The 18,184-nt window shown below is 61.2% G+C and carries 16 protein-coding genes; 8 read left to right on the top strand and 8 right to left on the bottom strand.

Translation table 11 applies throughout. The annotated features are described in order from the left end of the window. Window position 1 precedes the first annotated feature (1 nt). The 3 genes from FIU93_RS04140 to FIU93_RS04150 all read right to left on the bottom strand — a co-directional run bounded on the left by FIU93_RS04140 (window position 2) and on the right by FIU93_RS04150 (window position 3,829). A complete protein-coding gene (locus FIU93_RS04140) occupies window positions 2–1,066 on the bottom strand; it encodes an ABC transporter permease (protein ID WP_022999161.1) in 1,065 nt (354 codons plus the stop codon). Between the two features lie 10 nt (window positions 1,067–1,076). Further along, window positions 1,077–2,033 (bottom strand): ABC transporter permease, encoded by a 957-nt coding sequence (locus FIU93_RS04145; RefSeq protein WP_031268720.1) that lies wholly within the window; start codon window positions 2,031–2,033, stop codon window positions 1,077–1,079. Window positions 2,034–2,218: 185 nt separating this feature from the next. Further along, a complete protein-coding gene (locus tag FIU93_RS04150; protein WP_022999163.1) occupies window positions 2,219–3,829 on the bottom strand; it encodes an ABC transporter substrate-binding protein in 1,611 nt (536 codons plus the stop codon). A gap of 420 nt (window positions 3,830–4,249) precedes the next feature. On the opposite strand from FIU93_RS04150, the gene FIU93_RS04155 reads away from it, so the two are divergent. The 4 genes from FIU93_RS04155 (at window position 4,250) to FIU93_RS04170 (ending at window position 8,440) form a co-directional block, all read left to right on the top strand. Beyond that, window positions 4,250–5,797, top strand: coding sequence for a trimethylamine methyltransferase family protein (locus FIU93_RS04155; RefSeq protein WP_152504897.1), 1,548 nt, complete (start codon window positions 4,250–4,252; stop codon window positions 5,795–5,797). Window positions 5,798–5,860: 63 nt separating this feature from the next. Continuing rightward, complete coding sequence (locus FIU93_RS04160; RefSeq protein ID WP_152504898.1) at window positions 5,861–6,964, top strand: mandelate racemase/muconate lactonizing enzyme family protein; 1,104 nt, start codon at window positions 5,861–5,863, stop codon at window positions 6,962–6,964. Between the two features lie 13 nt (window positions 6,965–6,977). Continuing rightward, a complete protein-coding gene (locus tag FIU93_RS04165) occupies window positions 6,978–7,709 on the top strand; it encodes an SDR family oxidoreductase (protein ID WP_152504899.1) in 732 nt (243 codons plus the stop codon). Then, a complete protein-coding gene (locus FIU93_RS04170; RefSeq protein ID WP_152504900.1) occupies window positions 7,706–8,440 on the top strand; it encodes an SDR family oxidoreductase in 735 nt (244 codons plus the stop codon). The genes FIU93_RS04165 and FIU93_RS04170 overlap by 4 nt, the downstream gene beginning before the upstream one ends. Window positions 8,441–8,455: 15 nt before the next feature. Here the strand turns inward: FIU93_RS04170 and FIU93_RS04175 are convergent, their stop codons facing one another. Next, complete coding sequence (locus FIU93_RS04175) at window positions 8,456–9,301, bottom strand: LysR substrate-binding domain-containing protein (protein ID WP_152504901.1); 846 nt, start codon at window positions 9,299–9,301, stop codon at window positions 8,456–8,458. A 90-nt stretch (window positions 9,302–9,391) separates the two neighbouring features. On the opposite strand from FIU93_RS04175, the gene FIU93_RS04180 reads away from it, so the two are divergent. Then, on the top strand, window positions 9,392–10,414 hold the full coding sequence (locus tag FIU93_RS04180) for a permease (RefSeq protein ID WP_152504902.1): 1,023 nt from the start codon (window positions 9,392–9,394) through the stop codon (window positions 10,412–10,414). A gap of 24 nt (window positions 10,415–10,438) precedes the next feature. Here FIU93_RS04180 and FIU93_RS04185 read toward each other — a convergent pair whose 3' ends face one another. From FIU93_RS04185 to FIU93_RS04200, 4 genes are read right to left on the bottom strand one after another with little or no spacing between them, the layout of a single operon-like run. Next, a complete protein-coding gene (locus FIU93_RS04185; RefSeq protein WP_152504903.1) occupies window positions 10,439–11,779 on the bottom strand; it encodes an FAD-binding oxidoreductase in 1,341 nt (446 codons plus the stop codon). Next, complete coding sequence (locus FIU93_RS04190) at window positions 11,776–13,275, bottom strand: aldehyde dehydrogenase (protein WP_152504904.1); 1,500 nt, start codon at window positions 13,273–13,275, stop codon at window positions 11,776–11,778. Before FIU93_RS04190 ends, FIU93_RS04185 begins: the two co-directional genes overlap by 4 nt. Window positions 13,276–13,277: 2 nt before the next feature. Then, entirely contained in the window at window positions 13,278–14,183 is a 906-nt protein-coding gene (locus FIU93_RS04195) for a dihydrodipicolinate synthase family protein (protein ID WP_152507494.1), read from the bottom strand. Window positions 14,184–14,208: 25 nt separating this feature from the next. Next, the gene (locus FIU93_RS04200) at window positions 14,209–14,919 is read right to left on the bottom strand and encodes a GntR family transcriptional regulator (protein ID WP_152504905.1); all 711 of its coding nucleotides are present in this window, start codon (window positions 14,917–14,919) and stop codon (window positions 14,209–14,211) included. 128 nt (window positions 14,920–15,047) lie between these two features. Here FIU93_RS04200 and FIU93_RS04205 point away from each other — a divergent pair, with 128 nt between their 5' ends. From FIU93_RS04205 to FIU93_RS04215, 3 genes are all read left to right on the top strand, one after another. Further along, the gene (locus tag FIU93_RS04205; protein ID WP_152504906.1) at window positions 15,048–16,025 is read left to right on the top strand and encodes a GlxA family transcriptional regulator; all 978 of its coding nucleotides are present in this window, start codon (window positions 15,048–15,050) and stop codon (window positions 16,023–16,025) included. Window positions 16,026–16,237: 212 nt separating this feature from the next. Continuing rightward, the gene (locus tag FIU93_RS04210; RefSeq protein ID WP_286202403.1) at window positions 16,238–17,194 is read left to right on the top strand and encodes a 3-oxoacyl-[acyl-carrier-protein] synthase III C-terminal domain-containing protein; all 957 of its coding nucleotides are present in this window, start codon (window positions 16,238–16,240) and stop codon (window positions 17,192–17,194) included. Window positions 17,195–17,196: 2 nt separating this feature from the next. Continuing rightward, window positions 17,197–18,183 carry an NAD(P)-dependent oxidoreductase gene (locus FIU93_RS04215; protein WP_152504907.1) on the top strand — a complete coding sequence of 329 codons (987 nt, stop codon included), beginning with the start codon at window positions 17,197–17,199 and terminating at the stop codon, window positions 18,181–18,183. Window position 18,184 lies beyond the last annotated feature (1 nt).

Raw genomic sequence — 18,184 nt, forward strand, 5'->3', positions numbered from 1 at the left:
CTCAAACCTCCTTCAGGCCGGAAGACCGGAACAGCATCCAGTCGACGACGAAATTCACCGCGACAGTCAGAAGCGCAATGGCGGCCGCCGGGATCAGCGGCGTCATTTCGCCAAAGGAAATCAGTGTCGCGTTCTCACGCACCATGGAGCCCCAGTCGGCGGTCGGCGGCTGAATGCCGAGACCAAGGAACGACAGGCCTGCGATGAGCAGGAACACGAAGCAGAATTCGAGACCGAATTCGGCGATCAGTGGTGCTGTCGAGTTTGGCAGGATTTCCCGGCGGATCAGGTACCAGGTGCCCTCGCCGCGCAGCTTGGCCGCTTCGATGTAGTCCATCACCACCACGTTGCCGGCAACCGCCCGGGTAAGGCGGAAAACGCGTGGCGAATAGATGACGGCAACGACGATCACGATCACCACAAGGTTGGTGCCGAAGATACTGAGCATCAGCAGGGCGAAGATCAGTGACGGTACCGACATGATGACGTCTGCGACACGGCCGATGAGCTGATCGAACCAACCGCCCTTGGTGGCGGCAAGCAGGCCTGCAAATGCCCCCATGAAGAAGGCCAGCATGGTTGCCAGCAGCGCGAGGCCGACAGAGTTGCGCGCGCCGTAGATGATGCGGCTGAACATGTCGCGGCCGAGCTGGTCGGCCCCCAGAAGCATGGTTTCATCCGGCGGTGCAAAGGCCGACGAAATGACCTGCGCTTCACCAAAAGGTGCAATCACGGGGGCAAAGACCCCGGCGATGGCGTAGGTGAAGATCACGAACATGCCGAAGGCGGCCGTGAGAGGTGCGGTTCGCAACTCCTTGGAGACACCGGCGGGCGTGATGATGATCAGGAACTCCCGGAACGCGAAGGATGTTCCGGCGGCCAGTGCCAGAAGACCGGCAGCCGTGGTGATGAACCGGAGCGCCGGAGCGCCGCCGATGATCCCCGCGATGAAGGAGATCATCGTCAGGGAAAAGACAAGAATGAAGATCTTGCGCTTGTTGAAATAGGCCGCCAGGCAGGAAGCCCCGATCAGCAGCGCATAGTAGCCAATAACGAATGTGCTCATGTCGCTGCCCTTACTTCGGATGCCGCAAACGCGGATTGGTCAGGATCGCGCCCACATCGGCTGCCAGGTTCAGCAGGATGAAGGTTGCCGCGAAGATCAGACAGCAGGCCTGCACGATCGGGAAATCGCGTTTGGCAACCGCGTCCACCAGAAGCTGGCCCACGCCCGGATAGACGAAGACCACTTCGACCAGAACCACGCCGGTAATGAGGTAGGCGAGATTGAGTGCGACGACGTTGATGATCGGCGCCCAGGCGTTGGGCAGAGCATGTTTGACGATCACCTTCCAGGGCGGAACGCCTTTCAGCCGCGCCATCTCGATGTAGGGCGAGGCCAGTAGGTTGATGATCGCCGCGCGTGTCATGCGCATCATGTGGGCCGTCACCACCAGCACCAGGGTCAGCGCCGGCAGGAAGGTTCGATGCAACAGATCTCCGAAGCTCATGTCCGCGCTGAGGCTGGCAATGGCGGGGAAGTAGTTGGTCTTGACCGCCAGGTAGAGAATCAGGATGTAGCCGAGAAAGAATTCCGGAGAGGAAATCGATGTCAGCGTGACCACGTTGGCGACCCTGTCGAACAGGGTATTGCGCAGGAGAGCGACAATCACGCCGAGAACGATGGAAACCGGCACCGCGATGACAGCCGCGTAGGTCGCCAGGAAAAGCGTGTTGACGAACCGGTCGCTGATGGCAGCACTGACCCGCTCGCCAGAGACGAGCGAGACGCCGAAGTCACCGGTGAGCGCACCGCCGAGCCATTGGAAATATCGCAGGATCGCGGGCTGGTCGAGGCCGAGCTTCTCTCGCAGGGCGGCGACGGTTTCAGGCGTTGCTCCCTGTCCAAGAACGGCCTGAGCAATGTCGCCGGGCAGCAGTTCAACTGCAAAAAAGATCAGGATAGAGACCACTAGTAGCGTGATCGCACCTAAGCCAAGTCTCTTAAGGACCAGCTGTAGGATGTCCCCCATTTGTCCCTCCAGAATAGGAAAGCCCGGCACGGCACATAGCGCCGCCGGACACATATCGGGCAGGTTCCTGTCAGCTCTTTTTGCTTTGCGTTGGCAGGAGCCCTGTCCGTCCAGGTCGGCCCGTCCCGCGTCCGGGGCAGGGCCAAATTGCAGGCGGCGGCCTTAGCCGCCGCCTAACCCCTCAATCAGGACTCGAACCACCAGCGGCTGGCGGCGCGCGCGCCGTCATTTTCCCAGCTGGCAGCCAGTTTCTCGGGCGTGCCTACCTTCGCGCTGTTGGCGTAAACGAAGTTGTTGAAGAACGGGATGATGGTGCCGCCATCGTCCCGGGCCAGCATCGCCATCTCGCGGTACATTTCCGCGCGCCGGGTGTCGTCCAACTCGGCCTTGGCCTGAAGCAGAAGCTCGTTGAAGCGCGGGTTTTTCCAGTGAGACTCGTTCCAGGCCGCGTCGTTCTTGTAGGCCAGCGTGTACATGACATCAGGTGTCGGACGCGCGCCCCAGGACACGAGACAGAACGGCTTCTTCAGCCAGACGTCGGAATAATAACCGTCGTTCGGTTCACGCACGACATTGATGTTGATACCCGCCGCCTTGGCGTGTTCGGCATAAAGCACCGCCATGTCGACTGCACCCGCATAGACGCTGTCCGCGGTGCTGAGGCTGACCGTGAGACCTTCCGCGCCCGCTTTCTTGAGCAGGGACTTGGCCTGGTCCGGATCGTAATCACGCTGCGGGATGTCGTCCGGCCAGTAAGGCTGGGCCGGCGAATGGTGGAAGTCATTGCCCTTGGTGGCTGCACCGAAGGTGATCTTCTCGATGATGTCATCCCGGTTCATGGCCAGCTTAAGCGCGTTGCGCACGTCCGGATTGTCGAACGGTGCCGTGTCGCAGAACATCGGCAGCGTGATCGCGCCCGCGGACGGGATGTTGTGGATCTTGATGTTCGGATTGCGCTGCAGCAGACCCATGGTCTTCAGCTCGATCAGCGAGACCGCATCCACATCGCCGGTCACAAGTGCCGTCTGACGAGCGTTCGGATCGTTCAGGGTGATCAGCTCGACCTTGTCGAAATAGGCGCCCTCACGGTGCCAGCCGTCATGCCGGCTGAGGCTGAACTGGACGCCGAACTCGCCGTTGTCGATCTTGTAGGGACCGGTGCCGTCACCGGACTGCCAGTCGATCGTGCCGTCGTCGTTGGCCGGGCAGATCGCCATGTGATAGTCGGTCATCAGCCATGGGAAGTCGGCGTTGCCACCGGACAGCTTCACGACAACGGTGTAGTCGCCGTCCTTGGTGATGTCGGTGACATCCGTCAGCAGCGCCTTGGCTGCGGAGGTTGTCTTGTCGCCGCGGTGGTGGTTCAGCGATGCGATGACATCGTCAGCCGTCAGTTTCCTGCCGCTGTGGAACTCGGCGTTTTCAGTGATCTTGAAGGTCCATTCGGACGCATCCTCGCTGGCTTCCCAGCTGTCGGCCAGATCCGGCCCAAGCGACCCGTCGCCCATGATCATCGTCAGGTAGCTGCGGTGCGTGTGGGCGAGGAAAATCATCACGCGGGTCAGATAGGTACCCGGATCGTGAGAATCTGAGGTGTTGCCGTCGTGGATCCCCCAGCGGAACGTCCCACCCTGCTTGGGCTGGGCTTTCGCCTCGGTCGACCACAGGCCTGTTGCGGTGCTTGCTGTCAATCCGGCCAGCACGGAATAGCGAAGGAAATCACGCTTACTGATTCCTCCCGTGCGGGCCGCTGCTTCAAGCCTTTCGAGCATCTCGGCATCTTTGGACTTCGTCATCTGTCTCCCCTTCCGGTTCTTCTTAAACAGTCACTTGCCAATTTCCCAAACGTAGCATCCGTTGTTTTTTTGTAACCATGATGCTCATTTGCGACATTTACATAGCAAAACACGAACTGCCCCTGCTCGGCCACCCCCATGGATAAATTCCTCATTTAAAATGTTTAATGTTGACTGGCTGCCCAGATATTGTGCACAGCAACATTATTATGAATGATTTTTGATTTTCAGACAGGCACGGAAAATGCTACGCGCGTATATTCTGGTCTACTGATACAGATCTCAGATAATTCTTTTAGATGAAAAACGATTATTCTCCAACAATGTCGGAAAATGCAGTGCCAGTTCGTATTTCGGCACTGTCGGGCGGTAAATCAGGCGCATTCTTCTTGTCAAAATAATCGATTACCGGAGAACAAGATGAGTGTTGCCCAACGCAGCCGCAGCGGCGGCCGTGCCGGCCGCCGGGCTATTCGCACCGCTCCCGACCATACCATGCTGCCCGGTCTGCGGCGCACCCTTCCCCTGTGCGAACCCATGGACGAAGAGCAGATCCGAAAGCTGGACGATGCCTCCATGGCAATCCTGGAAGAGGTTGGTATCGTCTTTCGCGATCCGATTGCCCTTGCCGACTGGAAGCGGGCCGGTGCCAAGGTCGAGGGTGAGAGGGTCTACCTGGACCGGGGACTGGTGCGTGAGCTCATCAGTTCGATCCCATCCAGCTTCACCTATCATGCCCGCAATCCGGCAAAGAATGTCCCGCTCGGAGGAGATCGTTCGATCTTCGTGCCGATGACCGGGGCACCATTTCTGCGTGACCTCGACAATGAGCGGCGCAATCCAACGCTTGCGGACCTGGCCATGTTCCACAAGCTCAGCCACATGCTGCCGGCCCTGCATTCCAGCGCCCACCACATCGTGGAGCCCTACGACCACCCCATCAGCCACCGGCACCTGCGCATCACCTATTCTTCGATCAAGTATTCGGACAAGACCTTCATGGGCATGACGACAAGCCCGAAGAACGCCGAAGATGTCATGGAAATCTGCGCGATCCTGTTCGGTGAGGACTATCTGGAGACCCATCCGGTCACGACAGGAAACTGCAACGGAAATTCTCCGCTGGTTTGGGACGAGACCATGCTGGGCGCAATGCGGGCCTTTTCGAAACGGAATCAGCCCGTGCTCTGCTCCCCCTTCGTGCTTGGCGGAGCCAATACCCCGGCAAGCGTCGTCCCCGCCGTTGCCCAGCTCAACGCGGAAGCCCTGAGCGCCCTTGCCTACACCCAGGTGATCCGGAAGGGCGCACCTGCGATTTACGGGCATTATCTGTCGACGGTCTCGATGAAATCCGGTGCGCCGATGGCCGGCACCCCCGAGATCAGCCTGATGAACTTCATGATCGGGCAGATGGCGCGGTTCTACGATGTGCCCTGGCGGACCTCCGGATCGCTCGGCGGTGCCAAGACCTTTGACGCGCAAGCCGGGTATGAGAGCGCAGCAACGCTGAGCGCCGTTATCCATTCAGGTGCCAACTACATCTGGCACGCGGCCGGCTGGAACGAGGCCGGGATGCATTGCTCCGTTGCCAAGTTCATCGTCGACGCAGAGCAGTGCGCAATGGCCTACCGCATGGCGGAGGGCCCGCGCTGGGACGATTTCGACGAAGGCCTTGCCGCCATTCGCGACGTCGGCCCTGGCGGGCATTACCTGGGGCACCCGCACACCCAGGAGAATTTCCAGCGGGCGTTCTTCATGCCGGAGACCTTCGACAACAATTCCATCGAGCAATGGAAGGCCGAGGGAGAAGTGGAGATCACCGAACGGGCGCTTGGCATCGCCCGCAAGCTTCTGTCCGAGTATCAGGAGCCTGCTCTCGACCCCGCCAAAAACGAGGCCCTTCTCGACTACATCGCGCGGCGCGAGCGTGAAATCCCGGCGGCAGATGCGCTGAACCAGGACTATTGAACCGCGGTACCGGCCTAAAAACCGGGCTGCCCGTGCATTCTCTTCTGCCCTACGAGGCGGTTCATGAAAATCAAGTCTGTCGAGCTCTTCCGCCATGACCTGCCGGTCAGGGGCGGCCCCTACAAGATGGCAAACGCCGAGGTCTGGTCTCTCCAGACCACCCTGGTCAAGCTGACTGCGGACAACGGGCATACCGGCTGGGGGGAAACCTGCCCCGTCGGCCCGACTTACGCCGAAGCGCATTCCGGTGGAGCGCAGGCGGCGCTGCAGCAGATCGCCCCTGCGCTGATTGGCCAGGATGTTCGCCCCCTGACGATCGGTCGCCTCATGAACGGCCAGCTCAACGGGCACAACTACGCAAAGGCGGCAATCGACATTGCCGTTCATGACCTGCTCGGCAAACATCTGGGACTTAGGGTTGCCGATCTTCTCGGGGGTGTCGCCGCGGAACGCGTTCCCTCTTATTACGCAACCGGTGTCGGTGCTCCCGAAGAGATCGCCAGCATTGCCGCGGAGAAACGGGACGAAGGCTACCCGCGCCTGCAGATCAAGATGAGCGGTAAGGACGTCGAGCGCGATATCGAGACGATCCGCAGGGTCTGGGACAAGATCGCCGGATCCGGCATGCGTCTTGCGGTCGACGGCAACCGAGGCTGGACCACACGAGACGCGCTGCGCGTCAGTCGCGAATGCCCGGATATTCCGTTCATTCTGGAACAGCCCTGCAACCGGATCGAGGACCTGGAGAAGATCAGGCCGCAGATCCACCACGGACTTTACATGGACGAGAACGGTGTCGACCTGGCAACGGTCATCCGGGCCGCCGGGCGCGGACTGGTCGATGGATTCGGCATGAAAGTGACCCGGATCGGCGGACTGCAGCAGATGGCTGCGTTCCGGGATATCTGCGAAGCCGTCTCGCTGCCGCATACCTGTGACGATGCCTGGGGCGGCGACATCATCGCCGCCGCCTGTACCCATGTAGCTGCGACGGTGAAGCCGTCTCTGCTGGAAGGGGTCTGGCTTGCGGAGCCCATGATCGAGGGCAGTTATTCCATCGGCGAAGGCGTGCGCATCCGGGACGGTCACATTGCCCTGCCACAAGGCCCGGGCCTTGGTGTCGAACCGGACGAGACCCTGTTCGGCACCGCCATGGCTTCTTTCTGAACTGGAAACCGATATGCGCTTTAAAGGCAAACGCGCCCTTGTGACGGGTGCCGCCGGTGGGATCGGCAAAGTCATCTCCCAGATGCTGCGGACAGAAGGGGCACGCGTGGCCGCAGCCGACCGGAATTGCGATGCCGTTGATGCGGAAGTCCGGATTTCGGGAAACCTGCTGGACCCGGCTTATGCAGACGCACTGCCCCGCACGGCGGCCAAGGCACTTGGCGGCCTCGACATCATCATCAACAACGCCGGCGTCATTACCCGCGGTCCCGTGACCGAGACCAGCGATCAGGACTGGGCGCTGTCGATCGGGGTCAATGTCGAAGCTCCCTTCCGCATCTGCCGGGCGGGTATCCCGTTGCTGGCGGAGGCCGGAGGTGGGGCCATCGTCAACATCGCCTCTTGCTGGGGTGTTCACCCGGGCCCGAACCACGCTGTCTATTGCATGACCAAGGCGGCGATCGCTTCGCTGACCCAGTGCATGGGCCGGGACCATGCCCACCAGGGCATCCACATCAATGCCGTCTGCCCGAACGAGGTCGACACACCGATGCTGCGGACCGGGTTCGAAAAGCGCGGCTTTGACCCCGCAACGGCGATTGCCGAACTCGGCAGGACCGTTCCGCTTGGCCGGGTGGCGCGGCCGGATGATATCGCGGACGTCGTTCTGTTTCTTGCCTCCGATGCCGCGCGCTACATGTGCGGTTCGCTGGTTGAGGTCAACGGCGGAAAACCGGTGTCATGATGCGGTTCGAAGGGAAGATTGCCCTCGTCACGGGCGGGCGAAGCGGCATTGGTCGTGCGATTGCCCGGCGCTTGCAAAATGAAGGTGCCAGGGTCTTCACGGCCCAGCGCGGCGAGGATCCTGAGTTTGAGCATGTCCAGGCGGATTTTGCCGACATGGAAGCCCCTGCCCGCATTATCGAAGGCGTGGTAACGAAAGGCGGCAGGCTGGATGTGCTCGTCAACAATGCCGGCCTGATGCAGGAAGCGGCGATCGAAGACATGTCGCTCGCCGACTGGCAGCACTCGTTGGCGGTCAATCTGACCGCGCCTTTCCTGATGATCAAACATGCCTTGCCGCATTTGCGCCAGACACACGGAAGCATCGTCAATGTCGGCTCCATCGAAGGCATCGGCTGCAATCCGCTACACGCTGCCTATTCCGCCTCCAAGGCCGGGCTTCACGGCCTGACGCGCGCCGTTGCGGTCGATCACGGCAAGGACGGCGTTCGCTGCAACGCGGTTGCGCCAGGCTGGATCGATACGGAACTCAATCTCGAATTCATCAAGGCGACCCCGGATCCAGATGCCTTCCGGCGCGATATTGGCAAGATCCACCCGGCTGGCCGGACGGGCAAGCCGGAGGAAGTTGCCGCCTTGGTCGCTTTCCTGGCAGCGGAGGAAAGCGGTTTTGTCACCGGTCAGGTCTACACGGTCGACGGTGGCAGAATGACCCGGTTGAGCTTGCCCTGAAGGACTTGGAGCGGTTCAAAATGCCTGCCGAATAGCGGACTTCATTGTCCTGACGAGATCCTGATTGGCGCTGGCTGCAACGCCGATGACAAGTTTCGACATGGGTGTCGAGGCAAACCCATGCTCGTTGCCAAGCACCTTGAGGTGGCCCGCGAGAGTAGACCGCCCCAGAAGCCCAATCGCAATACCCGCTTCCACGGCAGCCGTTACGCCCGCCACGCTCTGGCTTGAAAAGGCAATCCGGTAAGGCCTCCCTCCTGCCTCAAGCGACTTGAGGGCCGCCTCACGCCACCAGCAGGCGCGGTCGAAAAGGGCGACCGGAACCGGCTCTTCGGCCAGAAGATCCCGGTAACGCGACATTACCCAGCAGGTCGGGTCCTCAAAAACCACCTCTTCGTTTCTGCCGATCGTTTCAACCTCGTAGACGGCAAGATCCAGCTTTCCCCTGGACAGCAGCTCCGGGAAATCGGTGCTGATCGTACAGGTTACCTCAAGCTCCACCTGCGGGTGCGATTGTGCGAAGGCAGACAGGATCTTCGCAAGCTTTGCCTGGCCATGGTCGTCAGGAATGCCAAGGCGAAGCTTTCCGCGCAAACCATCGGCGGTGATTTCCCTCAGGACGGCATCCAGCCGTTCTTTCACATCCCTTGCGACCGGCATCAGGCGCTGCCCGGTCTCCGTCAGCGTCACACCGCGGCCGGTCCGCTCGAACAGATCCCGCCCGATCACCTCTTCAAGGCGCATGATCTGAAGACTGGTTGCCGATTGTGACCGGCCGATCAGGCGGGCACCTTCAGTGACGCTGCCCGTCCCGGCGACCGCCAGAAAAGTTCGGAGGAGTTCACTGTCGAGGTTATTCATCCAATTTTTCAATATCTGACATTTAAGATATTCGTTTCACCAATGTTTAGATCACGCCTAGTCTGAAGCCGTCAATCACTGGAGGCCTTCATGGAAGGACAGACGGCAACAGCCACGTTTTCTGGATCCCGAAGAATTGCCGCCGGAGCCGGAGCTGGCCTCCTCGCCGGACTTGTCTGGCTGTGGCCGCAGTTCTTCAAACAGGGAATCCTATTCACCGGACAGGGTCTCCTTCAGGTTGCCCCGCTCGTCGTGTCGGGCATAGCCCTCACGGCCTGGATCATGGCCAGCGGTGCCGACAGGATCATCGGCCGCGCGTTTGAAGGACGGCTCATGCGCGCGGTCCTCGTGGCGTCTGCCATGGGGGCGATTACGCCGGTCTGCGGGGTGACGATCCTGCCTCTGATGGCCGGGTTGCTGGCAGCCGGGGTTCCCCTTGCCCCGGTCATGGCGTTTTGGCTGTCCTCGCCGATTACCGATCCGGCTATGCTGGCGACTACGGCGGCGACCCTCGGTATTACCTTTGCAGTCGGCAAGACCGTGGCGGCCTTCGCTCTGGGTGTATTTGGCGGATCCGTCACAGCAGCGCTCACGCGTGAGCGAAGCGGTGAAGCGGCGCTGCGGTCTGGTGGGCTAGCCGCGAAATTGACGGCGCGGTGCTGTGACGGCGCGACATCGTTTGAACCGCGTGTCTGGCGCAACAGCAGCCGGCGCAAGGCCTTCGCGCGGCAGGCAGCAGCGACCACACGGCTGATCCTGATCTGCCTGATCCCGGCCTTCTTCGCCGAATATGCGCTGAATGCAGCTCTGACCCCGGGATCGCTGGCAGCCTATCTTGGCTCGAACACCTGGTGGGCCATACCCGCCGCCGTCTTCGTCGGCGCTCCGGCCTATATCGACGGTTATGCGGCCTTGCCGCTGACCCGCGGTCTCATCGACAACGGCATGTCGCCCGGCGCGGCGATGGCGTTTCTGGTCTCCGGAGGTGTTGTCAGCATCTGGGGAGCGCTTGCGATATTTCCCGTGCTGAAACTGCGACCGTTTCTGCTTTACCTGGCGCTTGCCGTTACCGGGTCACTGATCTCGGGCTATGTGTTCGAATGGGTCTACTGACGCCCGGTCGGACTCTGGCCGGGATCATTCCTCGGCCGCGCGCCATTCCTTCCAGCGCAGCACGGCATTGGCACCGATTTCCCGGAATGGCTGTGGCGGCAGTTTTTTCGGCCGGGCTTCAGCACCGAAATGACGGGTGATGCTGCTGGTCTGTCCCAGCGCGAGATCAGCAGCGCCCATTCCGGTCAGGGTTCCGCGTGCGGTGCCGAGACCGTTTTGTACGCAACCGGAAAACACGTCCTGCTCCAGCTCTCGCATGACCGCGACACCATTCAGCGACAGGCAAAGGTGTCCTGCCCACTTGTATTCCATCTTCAACCCTGCCAACTGCGGAAACCGCCGGTCGAACTTGCGTTGCATGACACGGGCCGCACGTTCCACGCTTGCCGGTGTCAGCCGCATGTCGGGTTTCAAGACGGCGCAGGTTCTCGTAACGATCCTGTTTCCACCCTGACCGGCGTCGATCCGGCGCAAGGTCGTCCCCATCGGATCAGATGGCGTGATGCCCCAGCGGCTTTGGCCGCCAAGTTTCTTCAACGCCGCACCGTCCAGCTCGGGCGTCATGACGGCAAACAGGAACAGCTGCATCAGCCGGTTTCGTTCGAAACCGAAACTCTCCAGATGACCATTGACCGTGAGGATGACTTTTGCCGTTGAAACGGATCCGGATTGCGTTTCCACCTTCCAGCTTTCACCTTCCCTGGTGAAAGACAGGACCGGGCTTTGCTCGAAAACCCGCACGCCTTCCCGCCGAAGTCCGGCGGCAAGTCCGCGGATATATCCGGCGGGCTGCAGCATGACCGTACCGGGGGTATAAAGTCCGCCAACGTAGTGTCTGCTTCCGGTCAGGTCCGCCATCTGTTGGCGGTCGAGCAGCTCATATTTTTCACCGAGGCTCGTCAGATGGTCGGCATAACTGCGGTTATGATGATCGGCCTTGATGCTAGCCGCACCGTTGATCTTGCCTGCAGGATCAAAATAGTGCCTGTCGATCCCGTAGTCCTCGACCGCGCCACGCGCAAAGCCGATTGCCTCTCGATTGAGGGCGATCAGAGACTTGTCGTCACCGTTACCGGCATAATCCTCCGATGTCAGCTCATGCGGCAGGTCGATCATGAATCCGGAATTGCGTCCGGCCGATCCTTCCGCTACCCGGCAAGCGTCGAGCACGACAACCTTGAGATTTCGGTCTGACTGGAGAAGGCGCCGCGCCGCCGACAGACCGGCAAAACCGGCACCGATGATCGTGACATCCGCGCTGATCTGTTCGCTCAGCACCTGCGCGGGCTGTTGTCTCGGCAGGATGGTGTTCCAGGCCGCCGGGCCTTGCAGGTTCGGCAGAGTGTCGGCGGCCCGTTTCGTCATCCGACGGCCTCGTCCTCGTCGTCGGACAGATCCAGCCAGATGGTCTTCAGCTGGGTGTACTGGTCGTGTGCCGCCAAACTGTTGTCCCGCCCACCGAAACCGGACTGCTTGAACCCTCCGAACGGCGTAGTGATGTCGCCTTCGCCAAAGCAATTGACGGTCACGGTGCCGGCCCGGATCGCCCGGGCACCACGCAGCGCCTTTCTGGCGTTGCCGGTGAAGATCGAGGCGGCAAGGCCGTACTGTGTATCATTGGCCAGCGCGATGGCCTCATCGAAGCTTCTTACGGTCAGAACGCTCAAGACCGGACCGAAAATTTCCTCCCGCGCAATGATGGACCCCGGATCGGTTTCCAGAACGGTTGGTACGACGAAAGCGCCATCGCGGCTGTCGCCGCCCATCAACACCTTTGCGCCCTTGTCCAGATAGGAACTGACCTTGGCGAAATGATCGCTAGAGACGAGCGCACCGACACGATGCTCCGGATCAAGGGGATCTCCCATCGTCCATTCCCGTGCATGGGCCAGAATGCGTTCCAGCAGCGCTTCCTTGATGTCTTCTTCCACGATCAGGCGGGAACTTGCCGAACAGTTCTCGCCCATGTTCCAGAACGCGCCATTGACGACATGAGCAGCCACCCGGTCGAGATTTTCCGCGTCCTTAAGGACAACGCTCGGGTTCTTGCCGCCCATTTCCAGAACGACCTCCTTCAGGTTGCTGTCGGCGGCATAGCGCAGGAACCGGCGGCCGGTATCCGTCGAACCGGTGAAGGAGATCATGTCGACGTCCATGTGCCGGCCAAGCGGTTCACCGACGCCCGGACCGGAGCCGGGAACGACATTGAAGACACCCCGCGGAATGCCGGCTTCCATGGCAAGTTCCGCAATGCGCAGGGCGGTGAGCGATGTTTCTTCGGCCGGCTTGACGATGACCGAACATCCTGCCGCCAGCGCCGGACCGATTTTCCAGGCGAGCATCAGCAGCGGAAAGTTCCAGGGCAGAACCAGCCCGACGACGCCAACCGGTTCGCGCACGATCATGGCGATGTGATCATCGGAGGCGGGCGAGACCTGATCGTAGATCTTGTCGATCGCCTCTGCGTGCCATTTCAGGCAATGGATCGTCTCCGGCACATCCACGGTTTCGCAATCGTAGATCGTCTTGCCGCTGTCGAGGCTCTCCATCACGGCCAGCTCCCGCCGGTTGCGGGTGATGAGCTTGGCAAAGCGGATCAGCGTGTCCTTGCGTTCCGACGGATGCAGCTTCGACCACCGGCCGTCCTCAAAGGCTTCCCGGGCCTTCAGCACGGCGAAATCGACATCCTCTGCACCACAGGCTGCCACGGAGGCAAGTGTCTCGCCGGTGGCGGGATTGACCGTCTCGAAGGTCTTGCCCGATGCCGCCGGGCGGTAAGAGCCGTCGATGAAAGCATTTGTCGGCAAGGTCAGGCCGGCAGCGAGCGCCTTGTATTCCTCGCGCGTCAGAAGGTCGGTCATGATCATTCTCCCGCCGTGATGTCTTGAATGGTGGATTTCAGAACCCGGACGACCTGGTCGAGCTGGCGCTTGTCGTCCTTGTTGAGTGCCTTCAACGGCGGGCGCGGCGGACCGGCATAGAGCCCGCTCATTTCCACCCCGTGCTTGACGCATTGAATGAACTTGCCGCCCTGTTCCAGCACGCGCATCAGCGGCATCATTGCCGACATGATCCGCCGCCCCTTGCTGAAATTCCCTTCAACGGCGCAGGCCCGGTAAAGGGCAACATGTTCTTCGGGCAGGAAATTCGAGCCGGCGCACACCCAGCTGCGTGCCCCCCAGGCGAAGAATTCCAGCGCTTGATCGTCCATGCCGCAGGACATCTGGATGTGCGGGTAGTCGCGTGCCAGAAGGTGGACGCGGTTGATGTCGCCAGAGCTTTCCTTGATGGCGCAGACATTGCGCGAACGGCCAACCCGGTCGAGGAATTCCTCGCCCATGTTCACCCCCATCCGGCCCGGATAGTTATAGAGCATGATCGGAAGATCGGCGGCCCGGTCGATGGTCAGGACATTGAGCGCGTTTTCCCTCTCGGTCGGCACCGAATAGGGCGGTGTTGCCACCAGAATGGCATCGGCACCGATCTCCGCGGCACCTTCCGCAAGCGCGATGGAATCCGGTGTCCTCATGGTTCCCGTTCCCACGATCAGAGGCAGGCGGCCTGCAAGCTTTTGCGCGGTAAAGCGCGCCAGTTCGAGACGTTCCTCGACGGTCTGGGCATAGTTTTCGCCCGTCGATCCACCGGAAATCAGGCCGTGCACACCACTGTCGACAAGATGGTCGACAACAGCGGCCAGGGCATCCCAGACCACGTTGCCTTCGCCGTCATAGGGCGTGACCACGGGCGTGTAGATGCCTTCGAACTTCATGATTGGGGTCATCGTGGTGTCTGCCTCATGCGGATTTGAGTTTGGGTGGGATGCCGAGCGGAGCTTCCAGGCCTTCAGGCATGACAAACAGTTCGATCTGGTCACGCGAGAGAGCCCAGTGCTCCAGCGCCAGTTCCGCGGCACGGTTGTCGTCGCCCTGCTCGATCGCCTCGATCATCTCGTCATGCTGGCGGCCGGCCAGCTCGAGGCGATCTTCCTTCGCACCGGACTTGGGGCGGAAGAAGGTCATGCCGATCCGGGTATGGTCGATCAGCAACCGGTCAAGGCTCGCCAGCAGGTAGCTGTTGCCCGCCATGTGGCCGGTGATGCGGTGGAAACGGTCGTTTGTGAGTGCCCGTTCAATCACGTCGCCCCTTGCCATGGCGGCCCGGAATTCTTTCTGAGCCTGACGCAGTTCCTCGATCTGTGCCGGCGTCGCGTTCTGCGCGGCGAGCCGAAGCACGGCGCTGTAGATCAGCGGTGCGGCAAGGAAAAAGTCCCGCAGCGTGTAGTGGGTCATGTCGGAAACGCGCGCACCCCGATTGAGCTGCAGCGTGACATAGCCTTCACCCGCCAGCTGCTGCAGCACCTCGCGCAAAGGGGTCCGGGAGAGGCCGTAGAGATCACACAGATCGGTTTCTTCCAGCGGGCTGCCGGGCTTGCGCTCCAACGTCAGGATCGCGCGTTTCAGATCCTCATAGGCATTCGACTTTGCCGTGCCGCGTACAGGGGGCATGTGACGCTCCATTCCGAATTCAGTTGACTCGTTTGTATACATGATGTGTACAATATCAACACAATAATAATACATGCGCCCGAAAGGCCCTGATCGGCCAGAGGCGACAGAGGCCGGAGAAAAGCGACATGTCCCGAACCACTGACGTCACCTTCCTGTTGCTTGAAGATTTTTCGCATATCGCCTTCGCCTGCGCGGTGGAGCCGCTGCGTATCGCCAACCTGCTTCAGGGAGAGGAAATCTACCGGTGGCGACTGGCCTCACCCGATGGTCAAAGGGCGGTCTGCTCCAACGGAACCGTGACGCTGGTGGAGCAGGGCCTCGGTCCTTTGCCCGCGCGCTCCAGCCTGTTCCTGATCTCCGGTCAGAATGTCGGCGACCGGGCGGCGCCGGAGGTGCTGAGCTTCCTGCGGCGGGAGCGTGCCCGGGGCACCCAGATCGGTGCTATCTGTTCGGGCGCCTATATTCTTGCCAAGGCTGGCCTGTTGAACGACCGCCGCGCAGCCATTCACTGGTCGTTCCACGACAGTTTCGAGGAAACCTTTCCGGACGTGCAGTTGTGCAAGAATGTCTTCGTCACGGACGAGGCCTTCGTCACCGCATCCGGCGGCACCGCGGCGACCGACATGATGCTGCACCTGATCGGCGAAGCCCACGGTACGGACCTGGCGGTCGCGATTGCGGACATGATGGTCTATTCCGGTGTTCGGCCTGCCAACGCTGCCCAGCAGATTTCACTACAGGCGCGGCACGGAATCCGGAACCCGCATATTGCAGAGGCAATTCGTCTGCTGAACGAAAGCGCGCCCTATTACCTGCCGACATCCGAGATCGCCCGCAAGATCGGCATTTCCACCCGGCAGCTCGAGCGGTTGTTCCAGAAACACCTGAAGGTGTCGCCGAAACGATTTGCCATAGACCAGAAGCTCACGCGTGCCCGCAATCTTCTGCTGCAGACCGAACGGTCCGTGTCCGAGATCGCCCTGGCCTGCGGCTACGAATCCGCTTCGCATTTCATCCGCACCTATCAAAACAGGTTCGGCGTGACACCGCATAATCAACGTCTTTGCTCCGCGGGTACACAGGCTGCGTTTCAAAGGGCATGACCGGGTCCTGGGGCTGCGATCTGCCCGCGTTCTGAAATGCGGCCCCCATTTCTGGCATGCGGGTTCCGGCTTCTCCGCCTGGTCCAATGCCCCATCCTCCTTGCGTGTCTTCGGCCCGTGACTTAGATCCTTGTCTGAAGCCGGTCCGGACCGGAGCGCAAACGGAGGCCGCATCCATTCTTCCCGTCAGAATTGCAGGCACTGGACATGCCTTGCCTGCAAAGTCCGTCACCTCGGAAACCCTCGATCTTCAGCTGGGCTTTCCTGCCGGACATCTTCAAAAACTGTCCGGCGTTTCAAGCCGGTTTGTCGCAGCAGAGGAAAGCCAGATAGATCTGGCGGTTGCGGCTTGCCAAGCCGCGCTTGAAAAGGCAGGCCAAACGCCTCGGGACGTCGACCTCGTCCTCGGTGCGTGCGGAATTCCCTACCAGACCCTGCCGGCAACCGCGCCACTGGTGATGCAGAGACTGGGTTTTGCCGATGGCACGGCGGCGGCCTACGATGTCAATGCGACTTGTCTTTCCTTCCTGACCGCTTTCGAACTTGCCGCCAACAAACTTGCGCTGGGGCAAGCAACGTCGGTGCTGGTGTTTGCCGCGGACATCGCCTCGCGCGCACTGCCCTGGGTAGACCAGCCCGATGTTGCCGCCCTGTTCGGCGACGGCGCGGCTGCAGCAGTCCTGACGACAGGAGGCGAGAATGGCCCGGGCATTGCGGCCGCGCTGCTGCGAACCTACCCCTCCGCCTATGCAGCATGCGAGATCGGGGCCGGAGGCACTCGGTTCGATTTTCACAAGGACCGCGAGGCCTTCGCCCGGCATGCCGTGTTTCACATGGACGGCAAGGACCTCTTCCGTGTCACGCACAAGCACTTTCCGCAGTTCGTCGACCAGTTGCTGTCGAAAGCCGGATGGGCCCGGCAGGATATCGACTTCGTCGTACCGCACCAGGCAAGCCCGCTCGCGCTGGAGCACATGATCCGGGAAACCGGCATGGAGCGCAGCCGGGTGGTCGACATCGGCTGCACCCACGGCAACCAGATTGCAGCATCGCTGCCAACCGCGCTCGACATTGCCTGGCGCCAGGGCCGGATCGAGCCCGGCATGCGCGTGCTGTTGCTCGGGACATCGGCCGGTGTGACCTTCGGCGGCATGGCCCTTGAGGTTTGACCATGGGGCGCTTGCTGATCACTGGAGCAACGGGATTTCTGGGCGGAGCCCTGATCCGTCATTTGCGCGCCAAAGGCTCCAACCCGATCGCTCTCGGCCGCAGCGAGTTGCAGTGTCAGCACCTTGAGGCCGAGGGCTTTGACGTCGTTCGCATGGATCTTTCCAACCCCTGCGACAAGGATCAGATCGCGCCTTTTGGTCCGGTCGGCGCCATAGTGCATTGCGCGGCGCTCTCCGCGCCCTGGGGACCACGAAGCGCCTTCGTGGCGGCGAATGTCACCGGGACAAAACACCTGCTTGATCTTGCGGAAAAGCTTGGCGTGCGGCGGTTCGTCAACATTTCCTCGCCCACCGTCTATTTCGAGATGAAGGACAAGGAGAACGTCCGGGAAGATGCGCTGTTGCCGCCGCCCATCAACGCTTATGCGGCGACAAAGGCCGAGGCCGAACGGCTGGTGCTAACCCGCGCCGACCTTGGCCCGATCAACCTGCGTCCACGCGGCCTTTATGGTGCGGGGGACACGACACTCCTGCCGCGTTTGCTCGCCGCAGCCCAGAAGCGACCCTTGCCGGTTTTCCGGAATGGAGCTGCCTCCATCGACCTGACCCATGTCGATGATCTGCTCTCAGCCGTCGAGACGGCCCTTGAAGCCTCTCCGGAATGCGAAGGCGAGACGTTCAACATTTCCGGCGGCGAACCTTTGCCGGTGCGTTTCATTGTCGAGCGTGTCTGTGCCGCCAAGGGCATTCCGGTTCGCTGGCAGAACCGCTCCCTGGCCCCGGCTGTCCTGGTGGCCAGGCTTCTGGAGACGGCAAGTCTGCTTGTGCCTGGCGCCGGCGAACCTCTGGCGACACCCTATACGCTAGGCCTCTTCGCCTTCCGGCAGAGCCTCGACATTTCCAAGGCGGAGCGGTTGCTGGACTGGCGACCGCAGATCGACTTCGAAAGCGGTCTTGCAAAAACACTCGGCGAAGGGAAAGCCCATTGAC

The sequence above is a fragment of the Labrenzia sp. THAF35 genome, assembly GCF_009363595.1.
Lineage (GTDB): Bacteria > Pseudomonadota > Alphaproteobacteria > Rhizobiales > Stappiaceae > Roseibium > Roseibium algicola.

Bases quoted from the DNA above. Each gene is read 5' to 3' on its own strand.
- FIU93_RS04165 (WP_152504899.1), top strand. From the start codon at position 6,978: ATGCGCTTTAAAGGCAAACGCGCCCTTGTGACGGGTGCCGCCGGTGGG.
- FIU93_RS04195 (WP_152507494.1), bottom strand. From the start codon at position 14,183: ATGAAGTTCGAAGGCATCTACACGCCCGTGGTCACGCCCTATGACGGC.
- FIU93_RS04205 (WP_152504906.1), top strand. From the start codon at position 15,048: ATGTCCCGAACCACTGACGTCACCTTCCTGTTGCTTGAAGATTTTTCG.
- FIU93_RS04140 (WP_022999161.1), bottom strand. From the start codon at position 1,066: ATGAGCACATTCGTTATTGGCTACTATGCGCTGCTGATCGGGGCTTCC.
- FIU93_RS04215 (WP_152504907.1), top strand. From the start codon at position 17,197: ATGGGGCGCTTGCTGATCACTGGAGCAACGGGATTTCTGGGCGGAGCC.
- FIU93_RS04170 (WP_152504900.1), top strand. From the start codon at position 7,706: ATGATGCGGTTCGAAGGGAAGATTGCCCTCGTCACGGGCGGGCGAAGC.
- FIU93_RS04160 (WP_152504898.1), top strand. From the start codon at position 5,861: ATGAAAATCAAGTCTGTCGAGCTCTTCCGCCATGACCTGCCGGTCAGG.
- FIU93_RS04150 (WP_022999163.1), bottom strand. From the start codon at position 3,829: ATGACGAAGTCCAAAGATGCCGAGATGCTCGAAAGGCTTGAAGCAGCG.
- FIU93_RS04175 (WP_152504901.1), bottom strand. From the start codon at position 9,301: ATGAATAACCTCGACAGTGAACTCCTCCGAACTTTTCTGGCGGTCGCC.
- FIU93_RS04155 (WP_152504897.1), top strand. From the start codon at position 4,250: ATGAGTGTTGCCCAACGCAGCCGCAGCGGCGGCCGTGCCGGCCGCCGG.
- FIU93_RS04190 (WP_152504904.1), bottom strand. From the start codon at position 13,275: ATGACCGACCTTCTGACGCGCGAGGAATACAAGGCGCTCGCTGCCGGC.
- FIU93_RS04200 (WP_152504905.1), bottom strand. From the start codon at position 14,919: ATGCCCCCTGTACGCGGCACGGCAAAGTCGAATGCCTATGAGGATCTG.
- FIU93_RS04145 (WP_031268720.1), bottom strand. From the start codon at position 2,033: ATGGGGGACATCCTACAGCTGGTCCTTAAGAGACTTGGCTTAGGTGCG.
- FIU93_RS04180 (WP_152504902.1), top strand. From the start codon at position 9,392: ATGGAAGGACAGACGGCAACAGCCACGTTTTCTGGATCCCGAAGAATT.
- FIU93_RS04185 (WP_152504903.1), bottom strand. From the start codon at position 11,779: ATGACGAAACGGGCCGCCGACACTCTGCCGAACCTGCAAGGCCCGGCG.